Here is a 23,661-nt window from a genome sequence, read left to right as displayed (position 1 = left end):
CCTGTCACCGTGGGGATACAGCTTGTGTTGTTGCTGAAAATACCAACACCTTTGTTGCCGATAACCTTATTACCAGTGATACTTGGTGAGCAGCTATCCCTTAAAAATATCCCGCAATTCCCATTATCGCTAATGACATTGTCGGATATGTCAGGTGAACCTGAGTTGATACGTATTCCAAAATTTTTGCTGCCGCTGATCACCGAATTTCGTATCGATGGGGACGAATTTTCCATACAAACTGAATAATTACAGGAAGATCCACTCAACATACCCGCATTTTTCACTATGCAATGGTTCAGAACAGATGTCTCATCGGCCGTTGTATTGTTAAAGAATATACCTTGCCAATTTGTCCCATCATTTGAGCAAAAGACCACCTGATCATCGGATGTACCCACAGCAACAAGCCCACCAGGAGCACCTGAACTGCCACCAACTGACAACCCAGAATTTGAATTGAACTTTACCTCCACACCGGGATTCACCATCAACGTCGTAACCCCATCATCCCCATCCGTCCCCTGAACCCGAATACTCGACGTCACCACATACGGACTCCCCGCAAGGGTCCACGTGGTATCCTTTGTGATGTCCCCACTGACCTGGGTTGCCGCTGACACGGAGGATGCCGTCATGACAAGAAAAACCATGGTCAGAACAAATCGACATAACAAGCCCGTCATACCGGTTTGTTTTTCAGATACTGAAAACTTATGGAATCCAACAGACTCAGGGCATGTGGTTCTGTAACTGGGCATCTCCATCATCACTCCTCTTACGGGAATCGTTTCCATGGTCGGTCTCATCTCTGCGGCACCTGATATGTATAATATTGCCTGATCATTGGTGATCGGTTGTTATGCTGTCTTCATGTGCAAACCCGGGGCATGTCCGGCATCCGCCCCCCGCAACTGTTTTCACGCTGGGATTTTTCATCACGGCAACCTCATCGGTAAACCGTCTGTATCGGTCCAGCCCCCCGTCAAGAAAGAACATATTGGTAATCCCTTCGGACAGGAGGGTCTTTTCGAGTTTTTCATAACCTTTGCCATCTTTGGTGGTGATGAGAACAGCAAAGGGCGCGACGCTGTTTCGTGTGAGAATGGCTTTCACCAACTCAGAGGCCCCGTCTTTTGCGTCTGAACAGGCGACCTGCACCATCCCTGGCATGAGGGTGAGCGACTCGGGCACGGGGTCTGGTGAGGCGTCCACCACAAGATGGTTGGTTGAGGTTTGTTTTAAAAAGCACTCTTGGGGAGAGATACGATTCGCCTGTTTCGCTTCATACAGATTGCCGGAAAGCTTACCTCCCGACCGGTTCCAGGCATTGAGGCCACCGCTCAGTATCTGGAGCTGAAACCCTTCGGAGTTGAGTTCTCCTGCCAAGGATTCCAAGTACTCACTGCGATAGCCCTCGTTGACCAGCACAACGGGTTTGCCCTTTAAAAACGACCTGGCTTTGATGAAGTGAAGCGGTACATGGATGGAGCCGGGGATGCGGTACGACTCGAATTGTTTCTTTTCCCGCACATCCACAAGAAGAGCCTGCTTTGACTCCTTCAACAGCTTTCTGCATTTATGAACGGAAATGTAATAACCGTTATCGATAAACGCAAAAGTTGAAACCGGCTTTCCAAACAAAACCAGGGCAAGCACCACAACGAAACATGCCAATCGTTTTTCCGTGTCTTTTTTGTGCATTTTTCTCATCCACCTACATTCGAACCCGACAGGTCGGGTCGCCGATCAGGTTGTACAGCAATATCTCGTCGCCCTCTCCCGCGTGCCAAGAAAGGGTTGCCACATGATGGCCTGCTGTATTTTCCGCCAGCATCCCTGTAAACATGTTGCGTTGAACATTGACCAACAGTACGCCTGCCGTTTGCGGCATGTCAGATGCCGCACCAAGAAGGGCTTCTCCAAATCGAATATTGGTTTCAGGCGCCATGATGCCTGAAGCGGCAATGACACAAGACGGTCCACCGTCTGCCTGAAGAAAGGCTTCGGCAAGGGAGGGGCCTTTATCGATATCAAGATTGAATTGACCGGAATCGCAACTCAGCAGAAAAAGTGGACCTGAAGGAGACGGAGCTCGTAAGGATAAAACGTCTTCCACGGTCAGGCCACTTGCGTTGGTTTCTTGAGGGTCGGACACCGGTCGGCTTCCGGAAACAATACTTCGGTATGAACCGTGGGCTGCAATAACCGAGAAAATCGGTAAGCGTTTGATCAACGTCAGAAAGGTTTCGGGTGCCTTTTCTTTAGAAGACCCCGGCCCCACAAGGCGAATGTCAAGATTCAGCTCTCTGTGTTGCTGAAGCTGTGCCACGGTGTTTCCTGCAATGGTGAAAAATTGATCGGAAGCTGCCCAAACGACGACCTCACGCCCGCTTTCACCCAGCCCTGCTCTTTCATAACGCAAGCTCTTTGCGGCAAGTTGTTCGAGTTGATTGGCATTCCGGGCCGGAAGCCTGCCCACGGGGACGTCGGGCACACCATCGCCATCCAGGTCTCCGTAGAGGGCATCGGAGACAAAAACACCAAAACTGTTTTCCAGGCGATTGGACGGGATGTCCCAGGGCGCCTTTGAATTCGGATCAGGTGAACAATCACCGGCAACAAGAATGCAAGAGAGGCCATGGGTAAAACTGCCTATCCATGCCGATATGTCCGAAGGATTTGGTTGCTCTGTCCAGGCGTTCACCACGACCTTGTAGCCTTGGTTTTCCCGCTGTCTGATCCATGGCTGCAACCCATCGGTCAGCCCTGTACGGGTAGCAACCAGAACCGTTCCTTTGCTTTCCTGCACGAACTGGGAATAAGCATCGTGGTGAAACCGAAGCAGTAAAACAACGGCAACGGTGGTAAAACACAGGCTGAAGGAGGCAATAACACCCCTTTTCCGCCACGCTACAATCAAAAAGAGGCAAAAAGAGATAATGAACAGAAAAACGGTCACAGTCTGAAAAGCCCGGAGGCCTGGAATGATCCATGGGGCAGCATCGCTTCCCCGAAGCATCTCGGTGAAAAACCGATGAAAGGAGAGCATCATGCCGTAGGCGGGAAAAAGATAGGGCCTGGCGGTCTTGATGTGCCAGAGACGCTGCAGAATGATAAACACGATAAATTCGCAAAGAAGGCTGTACAACGCTGCGGGGTGAACCATGGAGTTCAGGGCATCGGAATAAACGGCCCAGGGAAGGGATGTGGGCGATCCGTAGCAGCACCCGTTGACGATGCACCCGACCCGGCAAAGCATATGGGCGAGGACCAGCCCCGGCACAAAGCTTCCAACATTATCCCATACGGTTCGCTTTGCAAGCCGCAACACGAGGGCGGCACCGAGCAGCCCTGCAAGGGGTCCCCCCAGCCATGTTCCTGTGGATTCCCAGAAAGCGATGACGAGGATGGGGTCTTCAACGAAAATCCAAGGATAATAGATCAAGAGATAAAGAGCCCTGGCACCAAGGAGCCCGCCATAAAGGCCACCGGTAGCGGCAACCACGGCAACGGGAAACGGGCACCCGTTCTTCACCATGTTGCGAACGCCGAGTGCTCCACCTGCGAGCAGCCCGACAATTCCCCAAAACCAGTAATTCATCATGAAATCCATCACACCCATATCCAACACACGTGTATGCCGTTTACTCCGAAGCCCTCCGGCTTCCATGCCGAAACAAAAGTTCGAAACGATTTTACTTAAAGCTTATTCATGGCCAAATGACTCACATTATCCCATTCAATGATCACGTTTATGGCTGTATGCACAGCCATGGCCCACCAGATACTCCGGGTCATGGCGGTAACGACGCCGAAAAGAAGGCCCAAAAGAAAAACACCCGGCAGAAAAAATGAGGAAACAGTAAACGCCGCCCCCAGGTTCATATGAAACATCGTATACAACACCGCTTGAATGGTGATTGCTGCCGGAGCCCCCAAAAAAAACTCACAATCTTTCAGAAGAACACCCCGGTAGCAGAACTCCTCCGTTGCCCCTGTCATCAATGCCTTCAGAAGACAGGCCACAAAAAGGCCAAACGACAAAAAAGAGACGTTCACGTCAGAAGAGCAAACCGTCCACACAGCCCATCCCCAGAAAAGAGAAGCTGTAAATACGAAAAACCCGATATGAAGCCGGCCGGTGATACCTTTCGGGGCAAAGAAAAAACGGATCGATCTGCCCTGAATGGACCTTACAGCCATAAGGGGAGAAAGAACGGAAAGCACCAAGACAACATGAGAGTAAAAAAGATACCCATATGCCGAGAGGTATTCCGCAGATCCAAGGGGCCATGAAACCAACCCCGAATACCTGAACAGAGAGAAAAACCAAAACCCTGAAACCATGGCCGCCAAATCGGCGCTGAAGCCCCCATCTTCCCTCTTGTAGCCTGCTGCGGCCCAAAAGATCATGATCAGGCACAGCACACATGCTGCGGCCAGGTCCTTCCCTGCAGCCCCTGGCCTTGTCAGCAGATGGACCACCGGCAACACCAAACAGATGGCCCCAAACATCCCTGCATACAACCTGCAGCGACTTGTTCTTGACTGGAAAACGCCACCAACCATACCACTCGTCACATTATCACTCCTGCAGCTTGCCCGGCTTTCTTCTTACGACCACAACGTACCAGACGAAAAGAGAGACAAAACCGGGCAACAGGGGAAGCAATGCAAAAAGCAACGAACTGGGCCCTGACGGCCTCTTACCGGACCCGTCCCGATACATCGGTTCGGCTCCACAGCCGATTAACTTGGTTTTTGCCGATCGGGACTCGGACCAACCTGTTTCGTTCCGGTGTTCCGACTTGTCGCGATACTTGACCCTGTAGGTATACGTTGTCTTCTTGGAAAGACCGGTATCCACATAGCTCGGACTTGATTGCCATCCGCTGCTGCTACCGCCGGAATGTCCGGATGTCTCTTCAAAGTAATACTCGACGCCGGACGGATCCGTGGCAGTTTTTGCCGTCATGAAAATGCGGTCTTTCTTTTTGTTTGCAGAGGGTGCAGAGGCGAAGCCCGCCGGATTCGGAGACGGGGGCTCAAGGTCGTAGGCCTCGGTCACGACAGAGTATGCCTCCGACCATTCGGTTTCATTGCGATTGGCCGATTTATCACGGACCTTGACCCGATAGGTGTACATCGTATCTGCGTCAAGCCCTGTGTCGGTATAGACAGGGCTTCGCTGCCACCCGCTGTCGCTGCCGCCCGCATTGCCCCCCGTCTCTTCGAAATAATATTGAACCCCGCTTTCATCATTTGCCGTCAAAGCAGTCATGGTGATGGCATGCTTTCCGGCCTCAGAAGGTTCGGAGGCGAATCCGGCCGGATTCGGGGTGGGAGTTTCGCGGTCACTGGGGAGGACTTCAGCGCGGTACTCTTCGATATTGGAGACACCATCCTGGTCCGCATCCCTGTGAGCATCGTCGGCAAGGGGATTCATGCCTTTCTTTATTTCCCAGCCGTCGGGCATGTTGTCGCCGTCTCCGTCGATGAATCCCGTCAGAGCGATGGAATCAAACCTGCCGGTACCCAGACCCGAGGGGTCCCCATCATTGCGGTATTTCCAGCGGAAGGTGTGTATTCCGGATGGCACGTCGTGCGGGCCGAACAGGGCATAAGCATTCGAACCTGACCAGCTGCCCTTCAGGGCATCATCGATCAAAAACTCCAGAAAACCATTCGACGCATCGGAATCCGTCATATGCATGAAAGAGACCGCCCCTTTGTCGCAATACCTTATGACATCGGCAAAGGCATTTTCCCCGACAGACAGGGATGGCGATTCTGCGGCAAAGCTTCCCTGGTCCGCGGCCCCTGCTCCCACGGACCATTCCAGATCTCCGCCCAAATGCCATACAAGGTTGCCCGATGAAAAACTGCCTGTTTCAAATCCTTCGGTCACCATTTCGACCTGCGGGTATGACGTCGGGTCATCGGCTGCGCTACCGGCAGAAAACTCCAGAAGGTTATCGTAGCCGTCCCCGTCTTCATCTTCCGCACCATCATCCCAATTCGGGTTCAGTGAATGTTCTTCTTCCCATCGATCGGGCATCAAGTCCCCGTCGGAGTCCTTGCTCATGGGAAATCGTATGTCGTCTATCCATACGCAGTTTTCTCCCGCCCCGCCCTCGGCATCACGTGCATATTCCCAACGGAATGTGTGCATCCCATAAGGCACCGGAAACTCACATGACCTTTCATAGGGAGATATGCCAGACCATTCACCGAGGAGCTGGTCATCCATGTAGAGGGTCAGTGTGTCATGGTCCGTTTCCGTACTGAGGGCATACCCAAAGCTGATCACGCCTTTTTCGCACAGCATTTTGACACGGAGCCCTGCGCGGTCACCGTCACCAATATGCGGTGACCGCGCGATAAACAGACTGTTTTCATCCCCACTTATGTTTGAACTGGTATCATCCACAACAGCCCACCTGGCATCACCTTGAGCTGACCAGGAGAACAAAACCAAATCACCGGTTTCAAAATTTTCAACGGAAGGTATGCTGTACGCGTTTGAAGGATCGCTTCCCCCAAAAAATTCATCGACATTGTTAACACTGTCATTGTCTTTGTCGAGAAGCGCATCCTCGGCGTTGAATGGGTCCAGGTTGTTTGCCGTTTCCCATGCATCTGTCATGGAGTCATTGTCGTCATCCATATCGGCATTGTCACCGACACCGTCGCCATCAAAGTCGGTTGACTCTTCGGGATCATCGGGAAACAGGTCAAGGTGATCAGGGACCCCGTCCCCGTCACTGTCCCTGTTGACGGTAATAAGAAATGGATTATAAATATGTCGCGTGGTGTTCTCGTCTTTGACGATTGCGTAGAGGTAAAATTCCCCTGAAAGGCCGCTGACATCCCAATCGGATATTCGAATCTCTTCATCCCTGCCGGACGTGATGACCGTTCCGTCTTCACCCTCACCATCGGTATCGAAATAGATGGCCGTCAGAGCATCGCTGTCCGGATCGAAGGTACGCCACTTCAACTCAAGAATGTCTCCTGAATCAACGGTCGAGTCAGCCGAAGGACTTACCCACTCAAACGACGGAGGCGTGTTTATGCCTGCTGATCGGACGAAAAATGGCGACGCATCTGTCCATCCGCCAGAAAGACCGTTCTCATCCTGGGCAGCGGCGCGCACATAATACCGTGTGTTGTCTGATAACTCGTCAGCGACTTTCCACTCTGTCCCTTGAGAAACCCCATCTGAAACGAGCGTTTCCATGGCTTCATCTGAAAATATCTCGAACTGATATGTAACCGCATCAGCTTCGGGGTCCGTTGAAGGGTGCGCCGAGAAAGTCGGCCGTGTTTTTCTTACCCATGCCTGTCCGCCAGGATTTTTCAAAACAGGGACATCAGGCGCACCATTATATAGAGAAACAAAAAAACGGCTTAAAGCCCACCGGCTCTCAAACTCACCGTCGACTGCTTTGCAACGCCAGTAGTAAAGGCTGTCATCTTTCAGGCCGTCCACGTGCCACTTTGCGGCATCACTTCCGGGAATGACCGGCTGCGAGGTAATTTTATCCGGAGAGTCAAAGGTGTCCACGCAATCGACTTCAAAATGGTACACCACCGTATCGCTCTCGCCGGTATCCCTAACAGAAAGGGTCACCTCTTCGGCCGCCAGTTCGGTTCCGGCTTCAGGCAACAACCCGGCGGGGTGTTTCGGAACAGCTCCTGAGAGGTCTACGGTAAACGATGACGCCGTGGTTTCAGTCACAAGACCATGGGCATCTTCTGCGACAGCGTTCCAGTAATAGGTTTCCCCATCTTCCAGGGAATTGGTACCTCCAGGCACTGTCCAGGATGTTGCCCCAAGTGCTCCCAGCGGGACACTTCCTGAGAAAGCAATCTGATCCGTCATCCCTGCATCGGAATAGACATCGAATTTACAGAAGAGAAGATCCCGGTCCTTATCCTTGGGATTGGTAATTTCAAGAGCAGGATTGAGTGAATTGACCTTGCCACCGTCGGCAGGAGCCGAAAGAAAGAAGGCATCCGGTGCATCGTTTTCCGTATTTACAAAAAAACGCCCATGATTCCAGAGGCTGTACCCGGCACCGTTTGTTGCACGTACCCGGACGTTGTATTCATGGTTGTCCATAAGATCTGCGTCGGGTGCCCAAACAGTCTGCCCATCCCCCTCATCCACAACACCTGAAACCGCAACAAGCTCATTGAAACCCTGGTCGGAATATATCTCAAATTCATAGGTCGTCTTTTTGCCGTCAAACGGGATGCTGTTCTTAAGGGTAAAGACAGGACGGCAGGACGTCACCTCCTCCCCTTCGCAGGGAGAAAGTATCATGGGAACCCCGGGAACGTTGTCTACGCTCGTTGGATCAGCCCCCAGCAGGAACTCATCCAAGTCTGAAATTCCGTCGCCGTCTGAATCTCCGAGACCATCCCGGTCAAGGTTACCAAAATATGTCATCTCCCAGAGATCTGCCATCTGGTCCCCGTCCGTGTCATCTTTGGTACGGATGACGAGGGTGCAGCTCTTGGAAGCTGTCAATTCACCATCTGAAGCGATGAAGGTAAGCCCGTAGCTGCCTGCCTGTCCTACGGCAGGGGTCCATTCAAAGGAGCCTTCTCCATCACCTCGATCCGTAAACACAGCCCCCACGGGGAGGTTCTTTCCAGTTAAGGTCGGTATGGTTCCATTGGGGTCAGACGACTGCACAACAAACGAGAGATTCGTCATCTCGACGCCTGTCCTGTCAGAAACAAATTGAATAACAGGCGGCTTGGGTGTTCCGTTTATCTCGTCAAAATACAAGGTATACGTGCCGGTTGTGTTCACATCAAAAATATTCAGAGAATAGACCCATTTCTTTTCGGCGTCTTTTTCTTTGCTGAACCAGACGTTTTCTTCCCGTATCTGTTTGCCATCTGACCTGACGGCTCGCTTCATCTGCTTCGTGCCGTTGAAAGGATCGTTGAAACGGGCATAGACAAAGCCAGCCGTCAATGGAATATGGACAGCCCCATTGGACTGAAAAGAAGATGTCTCAGACTGATCGGTCACAACCGTGTCCGTACCATCGGACTCAAAAACGGTCATGTTACTTGCTGCCTCATCAACGGCGAGGAAGTCACAGACGGCATCCCGCCCCGGAAGGTCGGCAATCACATCGCGCACGAGGAAATGCGTATTTACAGACTCGATCAGCGACGTCATTTCGCCACCAAGCTCATCGGAATGAGAAAAATCGGCAGTAAACTCCGTAAACCGACCGGACAGGCTGCAGGTCATGATCCAACGGGCGATTTTGGATGTGCTGGAAGGAATATCCCCAAAATCAGCGAGCAAGGTGGGTTCCTTGGGTTTATTGTCCACCTCGCATCCTTCAATAACAAAGCCGACCAACAATCCCTGCTCGTTTTCCACAATTTTGGGCTGTGCCGATTCGATTTTCAGTTTCCGGGCCGTCCCTTTGCCGGTGTTTTTAACTCGGACACCAAGGGTAAAGGGCTCAATACCCTCAACCTCATCCGTCAAGGGATCATCGCCTATAACGTTTTTGGTTAAAAAGTAGTCCAGCACGAGGTCAGGCATGGGCTTAACGAAAATATAGTCGGGATTAACCTCCGTCTTATTCTCCTCACCGCCGAGGGTATAGGTAAGGGTGGCACCGACATAGTACAATTTGCCCGCCTCGAGCCCGTTGGATGCCCCGGGTGAAGGAATGATCAGCCAATGGATATCAGCTGATGACGCAGGCTTTACGACTCCGGAGCCGGAGATATTCTCGATGTTGTCCTTGGTATCCACTCGGATAAAAAAAGAGGCGTCCTTGTCATCCGGATCAGAACTCGCCAGAACTGCCGTGCCCTCTTCATCTATAAATCGAACGGTTATCGCTACATCCTCTAAGGCAATGCTTGTCAAGCCGTTGTTGATTCTCATGTGGGCATCAAAAGCCTGCCGTTCAAGGGTGACTTCCTGCCTGATTTCGATCTTCACCTCTGCGCACAGGGTTTCCGCAGACCATGCCACCCCTGAAGCAAAACACAGAGAGTTTAATAAGAGAAAACCCACCAGCCATTTCATCATCCAACAGTATCGATAACCCATGCTGTCTCCTGACCGATCTTTGCATCCGTCATTGGCAATACAATTCCGTTATTATTCCTCAACAGCGTTTCACTTCAACCAAAACGCACTGTGCAGAACCCGTCTATAGCCCCTTAAGATGAACGACAGACGTGCACGTCCGCTCCCACGAAATCATGATGCGCTCCAAATCGCGATTGTCAAAGCCAGAGCGAAAACCCATCCGGATTGGTTAAAAAGCGCAAGGCACGATTCAATCAGCGGGCATGCTCGTTTAATTGTGGATTGACGATATATGCATCAGTGATTCATTTTGACTTTTAAATTGCTGTCCGAAATATCAAATCGTTCGAAGCTCCCCGGGCTTTCCCCGTGTTTTCCGTAAACCCTCATGGCAATGTAATCCGACCGTTCCGTCAAAAATTTCCCCCGTTGAGGATCAGCAATCTGCCAGGACCGACCATCGTAAAATTGGGCCCAATTATGGTACTCAGAGGGGCCCACAACACGGTCCCCCTCTGCAACATACCCGGCGACGCAACGTGCTGGAATGTTGACTGCTCGGCACAGGGCAACGAAAAGATCCATGTACTCCGTACAATCTCCGGTCCGTTTTTGTAGCGCATACAGCGCGCCCCTCTCATTCTTGAGATATCCAGAATAGTGGAGGTTATCGACAATCCATCGGTGAATTTTCTCTGCGGTTTCCCGGCTGTTATTCCCTTTCAGCTCTTCCGCTTTTTCGATCAGCAACGGATGGCCCGATTCTATGTACTTTGTCGCAGCCGTGTAGTCATCATGATCGGAACCAAGGGATTCCTTTACCGGCTGTTCACGCAGCACCAGCTTTGCTTTGACACGAATGATTTCGTCTGAGAAGGGGGTTATTGCGGGAATCCGGAAAGTAAGAATCTGGTTACCGTCATCATCGGAAAATCTCTCAAAAGAATGCGATGCGGTAAGTTCCGTGCACACCTGATTGGATGTCTCTGCAACAGGAGAATAAATCCTCAACACAGCATCATGAATGGTTCTGTTTGTCGTGTTGCGAACGCTCCACGAATATTTAAGCAGTTTCTCCACATCAACAGATGCCTGGTCCTGGGAATCTTTCATGCGAAAACACAACGACAAAGCCACAGCACATACCAGAATAACAGAAATAATAAATTTTGATTTCATCAAGCATCCGCCACAGCCGGCGTAGAACTCAGCCCGGAGTTAAAATTCTATATTTAGATATACTACAAAGAAGCATGACAAGCTTGACGCTCGCCTGTCGAAAAAATTTTACTTAGAAGAGCACGCACCAAAAACGTCTTTACTTTTGCGACCAGCAATATAGCGAAACACTAACAGTAGTGTTTAATACACAGCTTATTATTAACTTTCAAGAAAAATAATCAGTTTTAAAAAAAACCAAGCGCATGAATTATCGTGATTAAAACGCCCCATACAAAAAGCCATTCATCCTGACAGCCCATGATTGATTGGGTTCAGGCAAAGACATGTCACATCAAATTAAGGGGGAAGCCAGCCAGACACAGAGGAAAATGCGAAGCCGACTAAGTTAGACAAGACAGAACTGTGTCGCCGCAAAGCAACAAGAATACGACTGACTCGCATTTCACCACCCAACAAACAGCTCTGACTTGTTGCTTGGAGAATAGTTGTTGCCGATTTTTTGGAATATTGAGAAGAGATGAAATTTGCGGGAATAATATTTTTATCTTTTACCGTTTCTTGACAAGAAACCATTGAATGGTCTATTCGAAATACTTAGAGAAAAAAGCTATATTCAGTGTGGTTCCAATATTATTTTAAGCCCATATCTCGCAGATATACTTCTGGTGAGGCACATTGCCATAACGATCAGCGATTAATGTACACGGCAACCCCGGTATTTCAAATAAAAGTTACCTGTAAACAAAGGATACGGTTGAGACATGGACACTGTGGATCTGGAAACGACTCAGGAGGCATGTGACTTAATACTTACCGACGGCGTGTACGACTTTCATGTCCTGGCGAGTGATGGAACAGCCGACCCAGGAGCCGAAACCATCCGGTATTCAACGGTACGTGAGGCGGAAGAGCTTATCGAAACGTCCATAAGCTGCACAGGGGACACCCACGACCTGCAGAGTTTTGTCGCGAAACATCATCACGGATCGGCCTGGACCTCTTCGGACATAATGCTTCGCAAAAAGGCTGCCGAACTGGTCGTAACACGCGACATTGCCGTTGAATTAAGAGCTGTGACAGACACGGCACATGGGATGTCCGCCAACCATACTCCGACAGAGGCGATCGCAAAAAACTTCAGCATGGGAAGTTTGCTCCCCGACTTCGGGAGTTCGACCATTACGTATAAAATCGTCGAGGACCAGCCCGACGATTACATCCCCGGTGTGATGTTGAAAGTCACCCTCACCGATGACCGGTACAAAGAGCTGATCTCGGCAAACGACGGCAGGGTGGTCATTGAAAACGTCAAGGGGCGAACCAGCGGGTTTGAGCTTGACGGGCCCGGACTGTTCGGCGCCACCCTCGATAATACCTTTGCCTATGTTGCCATGGGGAACACCCCCACCGGCTCGGAAGAAGAGTCTCCCGGCAAGGCAACAAGGGTTCACCACCGCCGAAGTATCAAAAACAGGCAAAGCATGCGCTACATTGCTCAGATTAATGAGCATAAGGTCTCAGAAGGGGAAACACTCTCCTCCATTGCCAAAGACAACAACACGACATTCCGGGATCTCGCATTTTTCAACTGGGGAACCCACGACAGGGAAAAGGTCCTGGCGCGCATGACCCACGACGTGGGCTGCAAAACAAAATCGCCTGACGGCCGGGACCTTCGCTTCACGGGCGACGAATCCCCGGGGATTGTCTTCGTCCCCACGCCCCTTGCCATCTCCGATCTTCCCACCAACACAGAGCACACCATCCGGGTCAAAAAAACCGGATTCGACCTGACCTACCTGTACAAAATCGACCTCGACGACCCGGAAGTCAAAAACGACACCGTCACCTTGACCAGCGATGACGATACCTGGAAATACACCCTGCCCATGAGTGACCTCCAGGAGGCCGAAGAAAACTGGGTCCGGCTCGTGTTTCCATGTCCTCCGAAGAAGAAAAAATACACTCTCACCCACAACTCGGGAGACACCAAGGACGCTGTCGTTATCTTTGATAGCCTGCCCGAGGACCAGTTGCGTTATGACGTTACAAAAGCCTTGGAGCCAGGGGCGTTCACCTGACTAAAGGATGCGTTCCGGGCAGCAACAGGCTCGACAAAGCCTTCAACACAACCAGCACGGAGTATGCATTCCACTTCCAGGCCCCACCGACTATTCGGCCGTGGAAAAATGGAACGGCATCGCGTCCATCGATAAATGGGTCGGGGACATCCCGAGAATCATTGATGCACGATAACCCGTCCCCCTGTCGTTCAGCCAAACGCAAAACAAAGCACTGCCGCCAGGTTAAAAACCACATGGATGATCAGGTACACCACCAGATAAGCGAAAAACACGCCGGGAGTGGCGTCCCCGGTATTTGAGCGCTCTGTTGCAATACCCCAGGTGAACCAGCCTATGGATACGGCGTGGAGTCCAGGCACGAGGGCATAGAGCCAGTGGGAATGAAGACTGAGTTGAGCCGTCAGCGAAATGGTAAGAACAAGTGGTGCGAAAATGATCAGAAGGATCAGGAAGGATTCCATGGTTGCTCACCGCCCCTTTCTTGAGCATGAAGACATCCATACGTGTAATCAGCAGCTAAACATCACCGGATCCGCATCAATACAATACGTTGCATGCGCATAGCCCGGATATTTCATTAAAAAAACGCACCTATGCAGCTTGCAGTTGCCTCCGGCGGCCCTGCCGGGGGTCAAACGTTTGAAAAGTCCAACAAACAGGATTCACGAATTATTCCTATTTATTGGAGTTTCTTAGTCTATCGGCTGATTCAGCCCCCACCAATCCAGACCAACTGGTTATCACTGATGGTTACTGTAAATTAATCAAGAGATATCACAGAGTCAAACCGAAATTCACTGTTCTCTGTTCGATTTTCTCACCCTTCGGATAGAGGCTCGACTTCATCCGCACAAGTAAACCTTTGGTTTGTACTAAGGAGGTTAAAATGAGAATACTCATGGCGACGGTGCTCACCGTTCTCTTATGTTTTGAATGGGCCGCAGCCCAAAGCGAAGAACGGGCCGATACCACCTTCAACCTGGGGTCTGGCTGGGTGCTGGAACTGGACCCGAACGATCAGCCCTACCCGGACTACCTGGCCGATCCGCGACGGCCACAAATGCAGTTGGGCGTATCCGTTACAGACAGCGACATTCCGGAAACCTCATCCGGCCGCATCATGTGTGATCTGGGGACACGCTACACACTGTTCAAAGTCAGCCCCACAAAGGAAGGCAAAAACGAATTTGCCCTGGACGTCGAAGGCTGCCTCTTCACCCAGTTCGATCCGGGCAACAACCTGGACAACATTGGCTGGGACGGTCGTTACGGGATCTTTGGTGTCTGGGACTGGAGCGATAAGGTGGTGGCAAGGGTGGGTTACCGTCACATTTCAGCCCATTTAGGTGACGAATATATCGAGGAAACCGGTCGGCAGCGCATCGGCTACACCCGCGATGACCTGGCCTTCGGCATGGGCATTTACCTGAATCAGGAGCTCTTTATCTATGTCGAACCCAGCTGGGCCTGGTCCCTGGGCAATGACGACCGTCAGAAGCGATGGGCGGCCGAAGGCGGTCTCCAGTATCAGGGACCGCACGACCTGTGGAACAACTCCACGGCCTTTTATGCTGCCGCCCATGTGCGGGCCTTCGACGAAACCAGCTGGGAGCCCGGGGTAAGCTTGCAGGCCGGTTTTCACGTGACAAGGGATCAGAACAGCTCGAATCTGCGGATAGGCCTGGATGCTTATACCGGAAGGGCCATTTTAGGCGAGTTCGCCCTGGATTACGACGAATCCTACCTGACGTTGGGTATCTTTTTTGATTTTTATTAGATGCCAGACACCTACCCGACCATGGGTTTTCATGACCGTTACGCATCTTCGACTGTGCACAAGCACACCCCCATACCCGCGTCATCCCGTAGGAGGGGCAAAGGCAAACCGCCACCCCTACGAGCGACAAAAGCCTTGGCGCCGTGCCCATCTGGTGTAACGAGGAATTCCCACCGATGATTACTTCATGGGTGCGGGAGCCGCACCTCTACCCCGCCTTCTTCCCCAAAAACACCGCATGGCGATACCCGCCCTTGCCCGGACGCTCGCAGGTGGCTTTAAAGCCACCCCTGGTCATGCGTTTTAAAAAGGCCTCATCAAAGGTTTCGCCCCACACCGCAAAGGTGCCTCCGGGCTTCAAGGCCTTGCAGGCGTTGGCGATGGCCCTGGAGCCGTAAAAGGGATCGTTGGTTTTGTCGGTTTTGGGATGGGGGCCACGGTAGAGGTCGATGATGATGGCATCAAAGGGCTTTTCACCTGTTCCGCATGCGGTTCCGGCAATAAGGGCCGCCACGTCCCCCACGGAAACAGTCACCCGCGGATCGGAGACGGCACCGCCGGTAAGCGGTGCCAGGGGGCCACGGCACCACTCGACAATACGGGGGTTAAGCTCGGCCACCACCACCTCGGCGGTTTCGGGAAGGGCGTCCAGGACCGCCCGGAGGGTGCAGCCCATGCCCAGGCCGCCCACAAGGACACGGGGGGCCCCATGGTGTTCGAGCCCTTTGCATCCCATGGTCCCCAGGGCCATCTCCGATCGCTGGGCCATGCTGTTCATGAGCACCTGGGAGCCCAGGGTGATGAGAAAATCCTTTGCTCCGCGCTGGCGAAGCTCCAGGGTTTCGTTGCCGTCGGTAAAACGATCTAAAGTCTTCCAGGGTAAAGCCATGGGGTTCCTTAATAATAAAGTACATAGAATGCCGGTGCGCTTTAACCCGAGGGGCGTGGTTTAAAGCTGATTCCGGTGGCCCTGCCGGAGCCTAAACATCATATTCAATTCTTAAAAAACTGCCTCCGGCGGCAAGGTGTGCCACCTTGAAAGCAGGTTGCCACTGCGCTTTGCCACTGGAGCGCCGCACTCCTGTGCGGCACGGGTAACGACGGACTAAAAAGCCGCACCGGAGTGCGGCGCTCCGTTGCGGTCGATTTTTCTCATTTTTTTTGACGGTCGCGCCCAAACGTCATTCAAGAAAAACTATGAAGGCCTGCAACGACCTTATAAAATCGGGCAAACGTTTAACCCCATGCAGGGCCACCGGAGGCATAAGCGACATAGTTACAAAAATGCCCATCATCGTGTTTCCAGATGAATGAAATCAGCCTCTCCTGCAAAAACGGTTGTCACATGTCACACATCACGCGAATGCCCTGAGAACGATTGAATAATGGCTACCACCACGCATTCGCCATAGGGTTTCAAGGTGCCCCCACCTTGCCGCCGGAGGCATCACTTTTATCTGTTTTACTTTTGTCCCGTCGCTGCCGCCAGGCGCCCGCAACAGTCCGAAGGCACAGAGGTCATACCCCCTGTCTCCTTGGAAACCGAAAAAGCCTCCATGGAAAAAAGCACCCTCTCCGAGGCATTTTTTCCTTTTGTCCCCTCGACATCAACACGGTCCACCCTGGGTTGAAGCCCATGGCCGTTTGCAATCTGGATGGCAAGGCCGGGTCGGGCGTTCAGTTCCAGGATCATGGGGCCTTTGAGGCGGTCCAGGACGATGTCCACCCCGAGGTAGCCCAGCCCGGTGATCTCGTAACACCGTGCGGCAAGGTCGAGAAAATCCCGCCAATGGGGCACAGACAGGGTGGAAAGCTCTTTTCCCGTGTCCGGGTGGTGGGTCACCTGACGACTGAACTGTACGGCTTTCAGCGCCTCACCGGTGCCCACATCAATGCCGACCCCCACGGCGCCCTGGTGGAGGTTGGCCTTCCCTTCGGAGGCTGCGGTGGAGAGCCTTGTCATGGCCATCACCGGGTAGCCCTTGTAAACGATCACTCGGATGTCCGGCACCCCCTGGTAGGAGAAGCCCTCAAAGGCATCGGAAAAATCCACCATCTCTTCGATCATGGCCACATCGCTGTGTCCGCCGAGGCTGAAGAGGCCGCTCAATGTGTTGGAGGCATGGCGCTTGATCTCCCCGATGGTCACGCGGTCCCCGCCGGGTTTCAGGTAGTCCTGCCCGTGGCGTCCACTGATCACAAGGATCCCTTTTCCCCCGCTGCCCCGGGAGGGCTTGATAACAAAGGGCGGGCAGGTATCCAGAAAAGAGTCGAGCTCCCGGACGTTGCCCTGGGTTTTGACCACCCCCAGAAGCCGAGGTGCCGAGATGCCCGCCTTTTGGAGGAGCACCTTGGTTTTAAGCTTGTCATCGACGCTGGGGTAAAGTTCCCGCCGGTTGTTCCGGGCGATGAGCACCACGTTGCGCCGGTTCATGCCCACGACACCCGCTTTTTTCAATTTGAAGGGTGAGGCGAACATGGTCATTCCCCCCCTGCCAGCGGCTCAAATCGCCTCAGCTCGGTCAACCGGTAACCGGAATAGCTCCCGATCATGATGATCGCGGCAAGCACCACCAGCAACAGTTCAGGAAAGGAGTAGGTCAGATGGCCCACGACCCTGTTGCGCATGACAAGATAGACCATGGATGCAGAAAAGAGGCTGCCACCGCCTTGAATAAGGACATCTTTGGGCCCCTCCTCCTCCCAGAGAACGGACATGCGCTCGATGGTCCATGCGATGATGATCATGGGGAAAAAGGTCACCATCAGCCCCGCCTCGATCCCCATCCTGATGCTGACGACGCTCACCGCCACATAGATGAGAATGACAAAGACAAGGACCGCTGAAATCCTGGGCACAAGGAGCAGGTTCAGGCTGGTGAGGTAATACCGGAGGATCAGCCCGATGCCCACAATGATGACAAAAAGAGAGAGCCCCGCCAGCAGGTTGACCTGGAGAAAGACCAGGGCGATGAGAATGGGCATAAAGGTCCCCGAGGTCTCGATCCCCACAAGGTTTCGAAGGATGACGATAATAAGCGCGCCGATGGGGATAAGAAGCAGGAGCTTGAAGGTGTTCTGCTGGGCAATGGGGAGGCTGTAAATAGAAAAATCGATGAGCACATGGCCGGTGTATTTGCCATGCTGCACGGCAGCCTTCTGGGCGGCGATCTCATCGGCGATAACAGAAAACGTGATCTCTCCACCGCTTCCCCCGACGATCTCAAGGATGGATTCTCCGTTTTGCTGCCATGCCAGAAAGGCGTCCCTGTTTTCGAGCTCTGCCGTTCGCGGGTTGAACAGTTTGAACCCGGAGCCGTCCTCTACTTCGATATAGCTTTTCAGCTTTTGTTTGCGCTTTGCCTCATCAAGGTTGAGCCCCTTCAGCGTGCGGGCTTTGACACCGGCCCGGGCCATCAGCCCACAGGCAAGGGGAACACGGCCCCCGTATGCGTCGGCGTCGGCAAGGAGCAGTGAGGCGTTATTGTTCATGGGGTCATTAAGGGCCTTTAAAATCGCCCTGGCCACCACCTCACCGGAAGTATTATCGCCCTGGGCGGCAGAAACGATGCCATCGGCTGCCAGCTCATGCGGCCCATTGAACACAGGTGCCTCAGGGTATTTGATCTTCCCATGGGCCGCTGCTTCATCGCCGCTGCGACGGTAGGTCGTGGACCTCAAAAACATTTTCTGGGGGCCATGCTTGTCCTCCCCCTTCCAGACTGCCCTGCCCCTTTTTTTCGAAACCACATACCCCGGTGTGACTGATTTTTTCTCCAGCACAACCATGGTGTCGCTTCGGTCGGGCCGGTTCACCGAAACCTCCACCGGCCCACCGTCGGCCACAAAGGAAATCGTCGCCTCAACGGTCCAGGCCCTCTCTTTATCACCCGGGAAAAAAGGGAACCCCAGTTTCACATGTTTGTATACGGCTGCCCCCACCCCCACAACAATCAGCACAACAACAATGGCAATGATCTGAATCTGCTGTTTCATTTTAATTCTCACTCATGGGGCTGGTTACATTCTTGCGGTTCACATCCACAACAAACTCACCCTGAAGATAGTTTCGGCCGATAAGAACCTGATATGAAAAATCCGACCGATTCGTCAGGGAGAACTCGTGGTCAAAGGCAACCCCGCCCATCATGGTTTTTATCACGACAACGGGACGTTTGAGGGACTCACCCGCGTGGCTGATGATGTTGACGCGACGAAGCAGGGGGCATTGCATGGAGACTTTTTCACCGCTGCGCCTGTCGGCCACCACAAAGCGCACCCATTTTTCGCCGTCACGCTCAAAGGGTTCGATCTCCGTCGCATCTATAGAAGAGGTGGTGGCCCCGGTGTCGATCCGTGCCGGCATCGTCACCCCGGACGGAACCAGGGTAACCGGCTCCACTTCACCGACGACCCGAAGGCCGGAGAGGGAATCGGCGGCAGTGTCCGCATGAGGAGCCACAACAGGCTTTGTCGGCACGGACTTTTTTACCGCAGACTTCTTCACCACGGGGTTTTCAACGGGTTTTTTCACCGGCTTCACCTCGGGGGCAACCTCAGGCTCAGCCCCGGGTTTGGGCTCCGGGCTCACAACGGGCTCGACCACGGGCTTCATCACAGGTACCGCAGGTGGCCTGGCCGTCGTGCATGAATAGAAAAATACCGGCATGCATAGAATGAGAAACACGCTTCGCCACGAAAAGGGCATTCGATCCATCTTAATCCTCATAACCTTCGTAAAACCATGTCCTGTACAGATGCCCCCCACAATGATCCATCCGGAATGACGTAACCTTTCAAGGAACGATAATACACTGTTGTTCAGAGCCCACCACACCGCGGTCTCACGTCTAATTAAGCGGCTACACACCGAAATCAGCACTGACCTAAATGCCCCCGGCTGTCATTATTGTCAAGGAACAATTGACAAATCCCGCCCCCACAACCTCCTCTGAAAGGGAGACACCCCCCGCCAAACCCCATTGAAAGCCCACTCCCCCCCTTCCCGCGGCACACGTGCCAAAAGCCATAACAGCCCTGCTTTTTCCCGTACCAGGTTGCCCCATACCTTCGGCAGACTCCCGAAGGCTCAGGCCACAAGTAAGCCCTGGGCTTTCGCCCCGCTTTCATGGCCAGTCCATGCCTCATCCCCGGCCCCACCGAATCACTCCCAACAATACTCCCCCACCTTCCGCATAAAAACCATAGCATGTAAAAGTTACCAATGTTCCTTCTTGACACCAATCCGATATTATCATGATTCTAAACGGCTTTACGGTGGGCTCCTATGCCCCGGAGCGCATACATATGGTGTAAAGGCACAAGGGACCAGGCACGTTGATAGAAAAACAAGGAACCCGCGGTATGCTTTTAAAACTGCAGAAACAGATACAGTATTACGCCGAAACCATCTCAACGGTGACGGGGCTTGACGTGGATGTTGTGGACACCGACCTGATTCGCATTGCAGGAACGGGAAGGTGCGCCAAAGGAATCGGCGAAAGCATCAAAAACGCGGGCAACCTGCTCAAGACCACCCTCAAAGGGAGCAAGCCCCTTTTTATTGTCAATCCCAGGGAGAGCGAGATCTGCAAAGGCTGCCAGACCAAGGCCGACTGCCATGAACTCCTGTCTGTCTGCGCTCCCATTTCCGACGGCAAAACCACCTTCGGAGCCATCGACCTCATCTGTTTTTCCCAGGAAGCCCGGGAGCGGGTCCTGAGCCAGCGGGCCATCTACTTAAATTTTCTTTCCCTTCTTGCCATCAGCATCGCGGCCCGCGTCAATGAGCGCCAAGAGTTTGAAGACATCAGCGACCTGCTGGACATCATGAGCCAGGTTGTGAACACCAACAACAAGGGCACCCTGATCTACGACGCCAAGGGAAGCATCGTCTATCATAACGAACGGGCAAAGGAAATCCTGCACAAGACCCTGCCTTCGCAATTTGAGAATTTTTCCATTACCCCCACGGGCTGCACCTTCTCCGACCTGAACGAATACACCGTGGAACAGGAGAACAGGCAACAGCTCATCGTGGGCAAGTACGTGGAGCCCAAGTCCGCCGCCAGCCGGTTTTCCAAGGTCTTTGTCTTTGACACCATCCAGTCGGTCATATCCCACAGCCCCCAGGGATCCGCCCCCAGCTTCGACAGCAGCCTGGACAACATCATCGGTCAATCCCCGCTCCTGCTCCAGCTGAAAGAACAGATCACGGCCACGGGCAACACCCGCTCCTCCGTGCTCATCACAGGAGAGAGCGGCACGGGCAAAGAACTTGTGGCCCGGGCCATTCACGCCATCGGGGACAGGGCTGACGCCCCTTTTATCGCCATCAACTGCGGGGCCATCCCGGACACCCTGTTGGAAAGCGAGCTCTTTGGCTACGTGGGAGGCGCCTTTACCGGGGCCTTGAGCAAGGGACAAATCGGCAAATTCGAGCTGGCCGAAGGGGGGGTGCTCTTTTTGGACGAAATCGGCTCCATGCCCCTGTACCTGCAGGTGAAACTCCTTCGCGTGCTCCAGGAGCGGACCATCACCCGCCTCGGGGCCACCCGCCCCGTCTCCGTGGATATCCGCGTCATCGCCGCCTGCAACGACAACCTCCAGGAGCTGATGGCCCAGAACATGTTCCGAAGCGACCTCTATTACCGCTTAAACGTCATCCCCCTTCACACACCCCCGTTACGCCGCCGCCTCGGGGACCTGGACCTGCTCGTGGACCACTTTATCAGCAAGTACTGCACCCTCTTCGGCAAAAAGCGGTTTACCCTGCCCGCCCCTATTGTCCAGAAGATGAGGGACTACGACTGGCCCGGCAACATCCGTGAGCTGGAGAACACCATTGAATACCTGGTCAACATAGTCTCGGACCAGGGGGAGATCAACCAGTCGACCCTCCACGCCGGTTTTTTGCAAAATGAGAATCTTTCTCCTAAAACGCCCCCTGAACCCGACGCCCAGCAGCCTGTCATCCCCTTGAAAACCCTTGAGCACCAGGCCATTATGCGCGCCCTGGCCTATTACGGAGACACCACAAAGGGGAAAAAGCAGGCGGCCAAGGCCCTGGGGGTCAGCCTGGCGACACTCTACCGAAAAATAGAGAAATAGGCGCGTTGCCCCACAGCGATTCGCAAGATGAGAAACTTCTCAAATTGCGAATCATGTCCGGCCCGTCAAAAAGGCACTCAACCCCACTCAACCGATTGAAAACGCGAAACATCTCCTTCCAAAGCCTGGTTTGGCATACTCTCTGCAATACTTCCTTGCCGTTCACAATCAAGCTTACCAAAAAGGAGAAACACGTTGTCGAAAGTCGATATCAAGTTTAACGAGAATCCAAAAGCTCCCGACGCCGGAGCCGATGTTTCCATATTGAGCCGGGAGATCGCAGAGAAGGTGCGCAGGTTCCACAGCACCTTTGACACGTATGCCCCCACCCCCCTTGCACGACTCACCCATCTCGCCGACCACCTTGGCCTGGGGGAAATCCTGGTCAAGGACGAATCCTATCGCTTTGACTTAAACGCCTTCAAGGTCCTGGGCGGCACCTACGCCGTGGGCAAACTCCTTGCCCAGAAGCTGGGCAAAGAGATCGATGAGGTCAGCTGCAACGAGCTGCGCTCCGAAGAGACCCGCAAAGCCGTGGGCGACATCACCTTTGCCTCCACCACCGACGGCAACCACGGAAGAGGACTCGCCTGGGCCGCCCAGCAGTTCGACCAGAAGGCCATCATCTACATGCCCAAGGGGTCCGACCCCATCCGGCGGGACAACATCCGCGCCCTGGGTGCCGAATGCACCATCTCCGAGCTCTACTACGACGACTGCGTGCGCATGGCCTGGGACACGGCCCAGAAAAACGGCTGGCTCACCGTTCAGGACACCTCCTGGGAAGGCTACGAAGAGATCCCCACCTCCATCATGCAGGGATACACCACCCTGGCCCTGGAAGCCCTGGAACAGATGCAGGCCATGGGCGTCAACCGCCCCACCCACGTGCTTCTCCAGGCAGGGGTAGGCTGCTTTGCCGGGGCCATGCTGGGATTTTTCATGTCCGTGTTCGAAAAAGACGCCCCCACCTTCATCATCGTGGAGCCCGAGGCAGCCAACTGCTTTTACGTCTCCGCCTGCGAAAACGACGGCACCCCCCACGCCGTCACCGGTTCCCTTGCCACCCTCATGGCGGGCCTTGCCTGCGGTGAGCCCAACATCACCAGCTGGGAGATGCTGCGTGACTACCCCCTGGCCTACGCCTCCTGCTCCGACGACATCGCCGCCAAAGGCATGCGGATCCTGGGCGCTCCCATGAAGGGCGACCCCCAGGTCATCTCCGGCGAGTCCGGCGCCGCCACCACAGGGTTCCTGCAGTGGGTGATGCAAGAGGAAGAGGGCCGGGAAGCACGTGAAAAACTGGGCCTTACCAAAGACGCAAAGGTCCTTTGCATCAACACCGAAGGAGATACTTCGCCTGAAACCTACCGCGACGTGGTGTGGTTCGGACGAAACAACTAATCCACCAGAGTGATTTTAGG

The 23,661-nt window shown here is 53.4% G+C and carries 15 protein-coding genes; 4 read left to right on the top strand and 11 right to left on the bottom strand.

Annotated features, from left to right (window positions below):
• The 6 genes from BLQ12_RS24505 to BLQ12_RS24480 all read right to left on the bottom strand — a co-directional run.
• A partial coding sequence (locus BLQ12_RS24505) for a right-handed parallel beta-helix repeat-containing protein (protein ID WP_175470056.1) occupies positions 1 to 797 on the bottom strand: 797 nt, incomplete at its 3' end.
• 46 nt (positions 798 to 843) lie between these two features.
• Positions 844 to 1,704 (bottom strand): rhodanese-like domain-containing protein, encoded by an 861-nt coding sequence (locus BLQ12_RS24500; RefSeq protein ID WP_302846804.1) that lies wholly within the window; start codon positions 1,702 to 1,704, stop codon positions 844 to 846.
• Between the two features lie 13 nt (positions 1,705 to 1,717).
• The gene (locus tag BLQ12_RS24495; RefSeq protein ID WP_175470054.1) at positions 1,718 to 3,616 is read right to left on the bottom strand and encodes a prolipoprotein diacylglyceryl transferase family protein; all 1,899 of its coding nucleotides are present in this window, start codon (positions 3,614 to 3,616) and stop codon (positions 1,718 to 1,720) included.
• Positions 3,617 to 3,702: 86 nt separating this feature from the next.
• Positions 3,703 to 4,518, bottom strand: coding sequence for a CPBP family intramembrane glutamic endopeptidase (locus BLQ12_RS24490; protein ID WP_175470053.1), 816 nt, complete (start codon positions 4,516 to 4,518; stop codon positions 3,703 to 3,705).
• A gap of 70 nt (positions 4,519 to 4,588) precedes the next feature.
• The gene (locus tag BLQ12_RS24485; protein WP_092215211.1) at positions 4,589 to 10,102 is read right to left on the bottom strand and encodes an Ig-like domain-containing protein; all 5,514 of its coding nucleotides are present in this window, start codon (positions 10,100 to 10,102) and stop codon (positions 4,589 to 4,591) included.
• A gap of 279 nt (positions 10,103 to 10,381) precedes the next feature.
• Complete coding sequence (locus tag BLQ12_RS24480) at positions 10,382 to 11,263, bottom strand: transglutaminase-like domain-containing protein (protein WP_092215209.1); 882 nt, start codon at positions 11,261 to 11,263, stop codon at positions 10,382 to 10,384.
• A gap of 764 nt (positions 11,264 to 12,027) precedes the next feature.
• Between BLQ12_RS24480 and BLQ12_RS24475 the strand changes: the two genes are divergently transcribed.
• Entirely contained in the window at positions 12,028 to 13,347 is a 1,320-nt protein-coding gene (locus BLQ12_RS24475; protein WP_139164099.1) for a LysM peptidoglycan-binding domain-containing protein, read from the top strand.
• A 191-nt stretch (positions 13,348 to 13,538) separates the two neighbouring features.
• On the opposite strand, the gene BLQ12_RS24470 is transcribed toward BLQ12_RS24475, so the two are convergent.
• A complete protein-coding gene (locus BLQ12_RS24470) occupies positions 13,539 to 13,811 on the bottom strand; it encodes a hypothetical protein (protein WP_092215205.1) in 273 nt (90 codons plus the stop codon).
• Positions 13,812 to 14,236: 425 nt separating this feature from the next.
• On the opposite strand from BLQ12_RS24470, the gene BLQ12_RS24465 reads away from it, so the two are divergent.
• Entirely contained in the window at positions 14,237 to 15,127 is an 891-nt protein-coding gene (locus BLQ12_RS24465) for a DUF1207 domain-containing protein (protein ID WP_092215203.1), read from the top strand.
• A 208-nt stretch (positions 15,128 to 15,335) separates the two neighbouring features.
• Here BLQ12_RS24465 and BLQ12_RS24460 read toward each other — a convergent pair whose 3' ends face one another.
• The 4 genes from BLQ12_RS24460 to BLQ12_RS24445 form a co-directional block, all read right to left on the bottom strand.
• Positions 15,336 to 16,016 carry a spermidine synthase gene (locus tag BLQ12_RS24460; protein WP_092215201.1) on the bottom strand — a complete coding sequence of 227 codons (681 nt, stop codon included), beginning with the start codon at positions 16,014 to 16,016 and terminating at the stop codon, positions 15,336 to 15,338.
• A 573-nt stretch (positions 16,017 to 16,589) separates the two neighbouring features.
• Complete coding sequence (locus BLQ12_RS24455; RefSeq protein WP_254782110.1) at positions 16,590 to 17,606, bottom strand: alpha-L-glutamate ligase-like protein; 1,017 nt, start codon at positions 17,604 to 17,606, stop codon at positions 16,590 to 16,592.
• A gap of 2 nt (positions 17,607 to 17,608) precedes the next feature.
• Positions 17,609 to 19,123: an inactive transglutaminase family protein gene (locus BLQ12_RS24450; RefSeq protein ID WP_092215197.1), complete on the bottom strand. Its 1,515-nt coding sequence runs from the start codon at positions 19,121 to 19,123 to the stop codon at positions 17,609 to 17,611.
• Position 19,124: 1 nt separating this feature from the next.
• Positions 19,125 to 19,742, bottom strand: coding sequence for a putative ATP-dependent zinc protease (locus tag BLQ12_RS24445; protein WP_175470052.1), 618 nt, complete (start codon positions 19,740 to 19,742; stop codon positions 19,125 to 19,127).
• Between the two features lie 749 nt (positions 19,743 to 20,491).
• Here BLQ12_RS24445 and BLQ12_RS24440 point away from each other — a divergent pair.
• Together BLQ12_RS24440 and dpaL are read left to right on the top strand one after the other, a co-directional pair.
• Positions 20,492 to 22,237, top strand: a complete 1,746-nt coding sequence (locus tag BLQ12_RS24440) for a sigma-54 interaction domain-containing protein (protein WP_092215190.1) — start codon at positions 20,492 to 20,494, stop codon at positions 22,235 to 22,237.
• 195 nt (positions 22,238 to 22,432) lie between these two features.
• Positions 22,433 to 23,641 (top strand): diaminopropionate ammonia-lyase, encoded by a 1,209-nt coding sequence (gene dpaL, locus BLQ12_RS24435; protein ID WP_092215189.1) that lies wholly within the window; start codon positions 22,433 to 22,435, stop codon positions 23,639 to 23,641.
• Positions 23,642 to 23,661 lie beyond the last annotated feature (20 nt).

The sequence above is a fragment of the Desulfoluna spongiiphila genome (genome assembly GCF_900101345.1).
Classification (GTDB): domain Bacteria; phylum Desulfobacterota; class Desulfobacteria; order Desulfobacterales; family Desulfolunaceae; genus Desulfoluna; species Desulfoluna spongiiphila.
This window is presented reverse-complemented; position numbering and strand designations above follow the sequence as displayed.

Excerpts from the sequence above, each read along its gene's own strand:
- BLQ12_RS24490 (WP_175470053.1), bottom strand. The coding sequence starts at position 4,518 with ATGTTTGGGGCCATCTGTTTGGTGTTGCCGGTGGTCCATCTGCTGACA.
- BLQ12_RS24480 (WP_092215209.1), bottom strand. The coding sequence starts at position 11,263 with ATGAAATCAAAATTTATTATTTCTGTTATTCTGGTATGTGCTGTGGCT.
- BLQ12_RS24500 (WP_302846804.1), bottom strand. The coding sequence starts at position 1,704 with ATGCACAAAAAAGACACGGAAAAACGATTGGCATGTTTCGTTGTGGTG.
- BLQ12_RS24445 (WP_175470052.1), bottom strand. The coding sequence starts at position 19,742 with ATGAAGCCCGTGGTCGAGCCCGTTGTGAGCCCGGAGCCCAAACCCGGG.
- BLQ12_RS24465 (WP_092215203.1), top strand. The coding sequence starts at position 14,237 with ATGAGAATACTCATGGCGACGGTGCTCACCGTTCTCTTATGTTTTGAA.
- BLQ12_RS24475 (WP_139164099.1), top strand. The coding sequence starts at position 12,028 with ATGGACACTGTGGATCTGGAAACGACTCAGGAGGCATGTGACTTAATA.
- BLQ12_RS24495 (WP_175470054.1), bottom strand. The coding sequence starts at position 3,616 with ATGGATTTCATGATGAATTACTGGTTTTGGGGAATTGTCGGGCTGCTC.
- BLQ12_RS24440 (WP_092215190.1), top strand. The coding sequence starts at position 20,492 with ATGCTTTTAAAACTGCAGAAACAGATACAGTATTACGCCGAAACCATC.
- BLQ12_RS24470 (WP_092215205.1), bottom strand. The coding sequence starts at position 13,811 with ATGGAATCCTTCCTGATCCTTCTGATCATTTTCGCACCACTTGTTCTT.
- BLQ12_RS24450 (WP_092215197.1), bottom strand. The coding sequence starts at position 19,123 with ATGAAACAGCAGATTCAGATCATTGCCATTGTTGTTGTGCTGATTGTT.
- BLQ12_RS24460 (WP_092215201.1), bottom strand. The coding sequence starts at position 16,016 with ATGGCTTTACCCTGGAAGACTTTAGATCGTTTTACCGACGGCAACGAA.
- BLQ12_RS24455 (WP_254782110.1), bottom strand. The coding sequence starts at position 17,606 with ATGTTCGCCTCACCCTTCAAATTGAAAAAAGCGGGTGTCGTGGGCATG.
- BLQ12_RS24485 (WP_092215211.1), bottom strand. The coding sequence starts at position 10,102 with ATGGGTTATCGATACTGTTGGATGATGAAATGGCTGGTGGGTTTTCTC.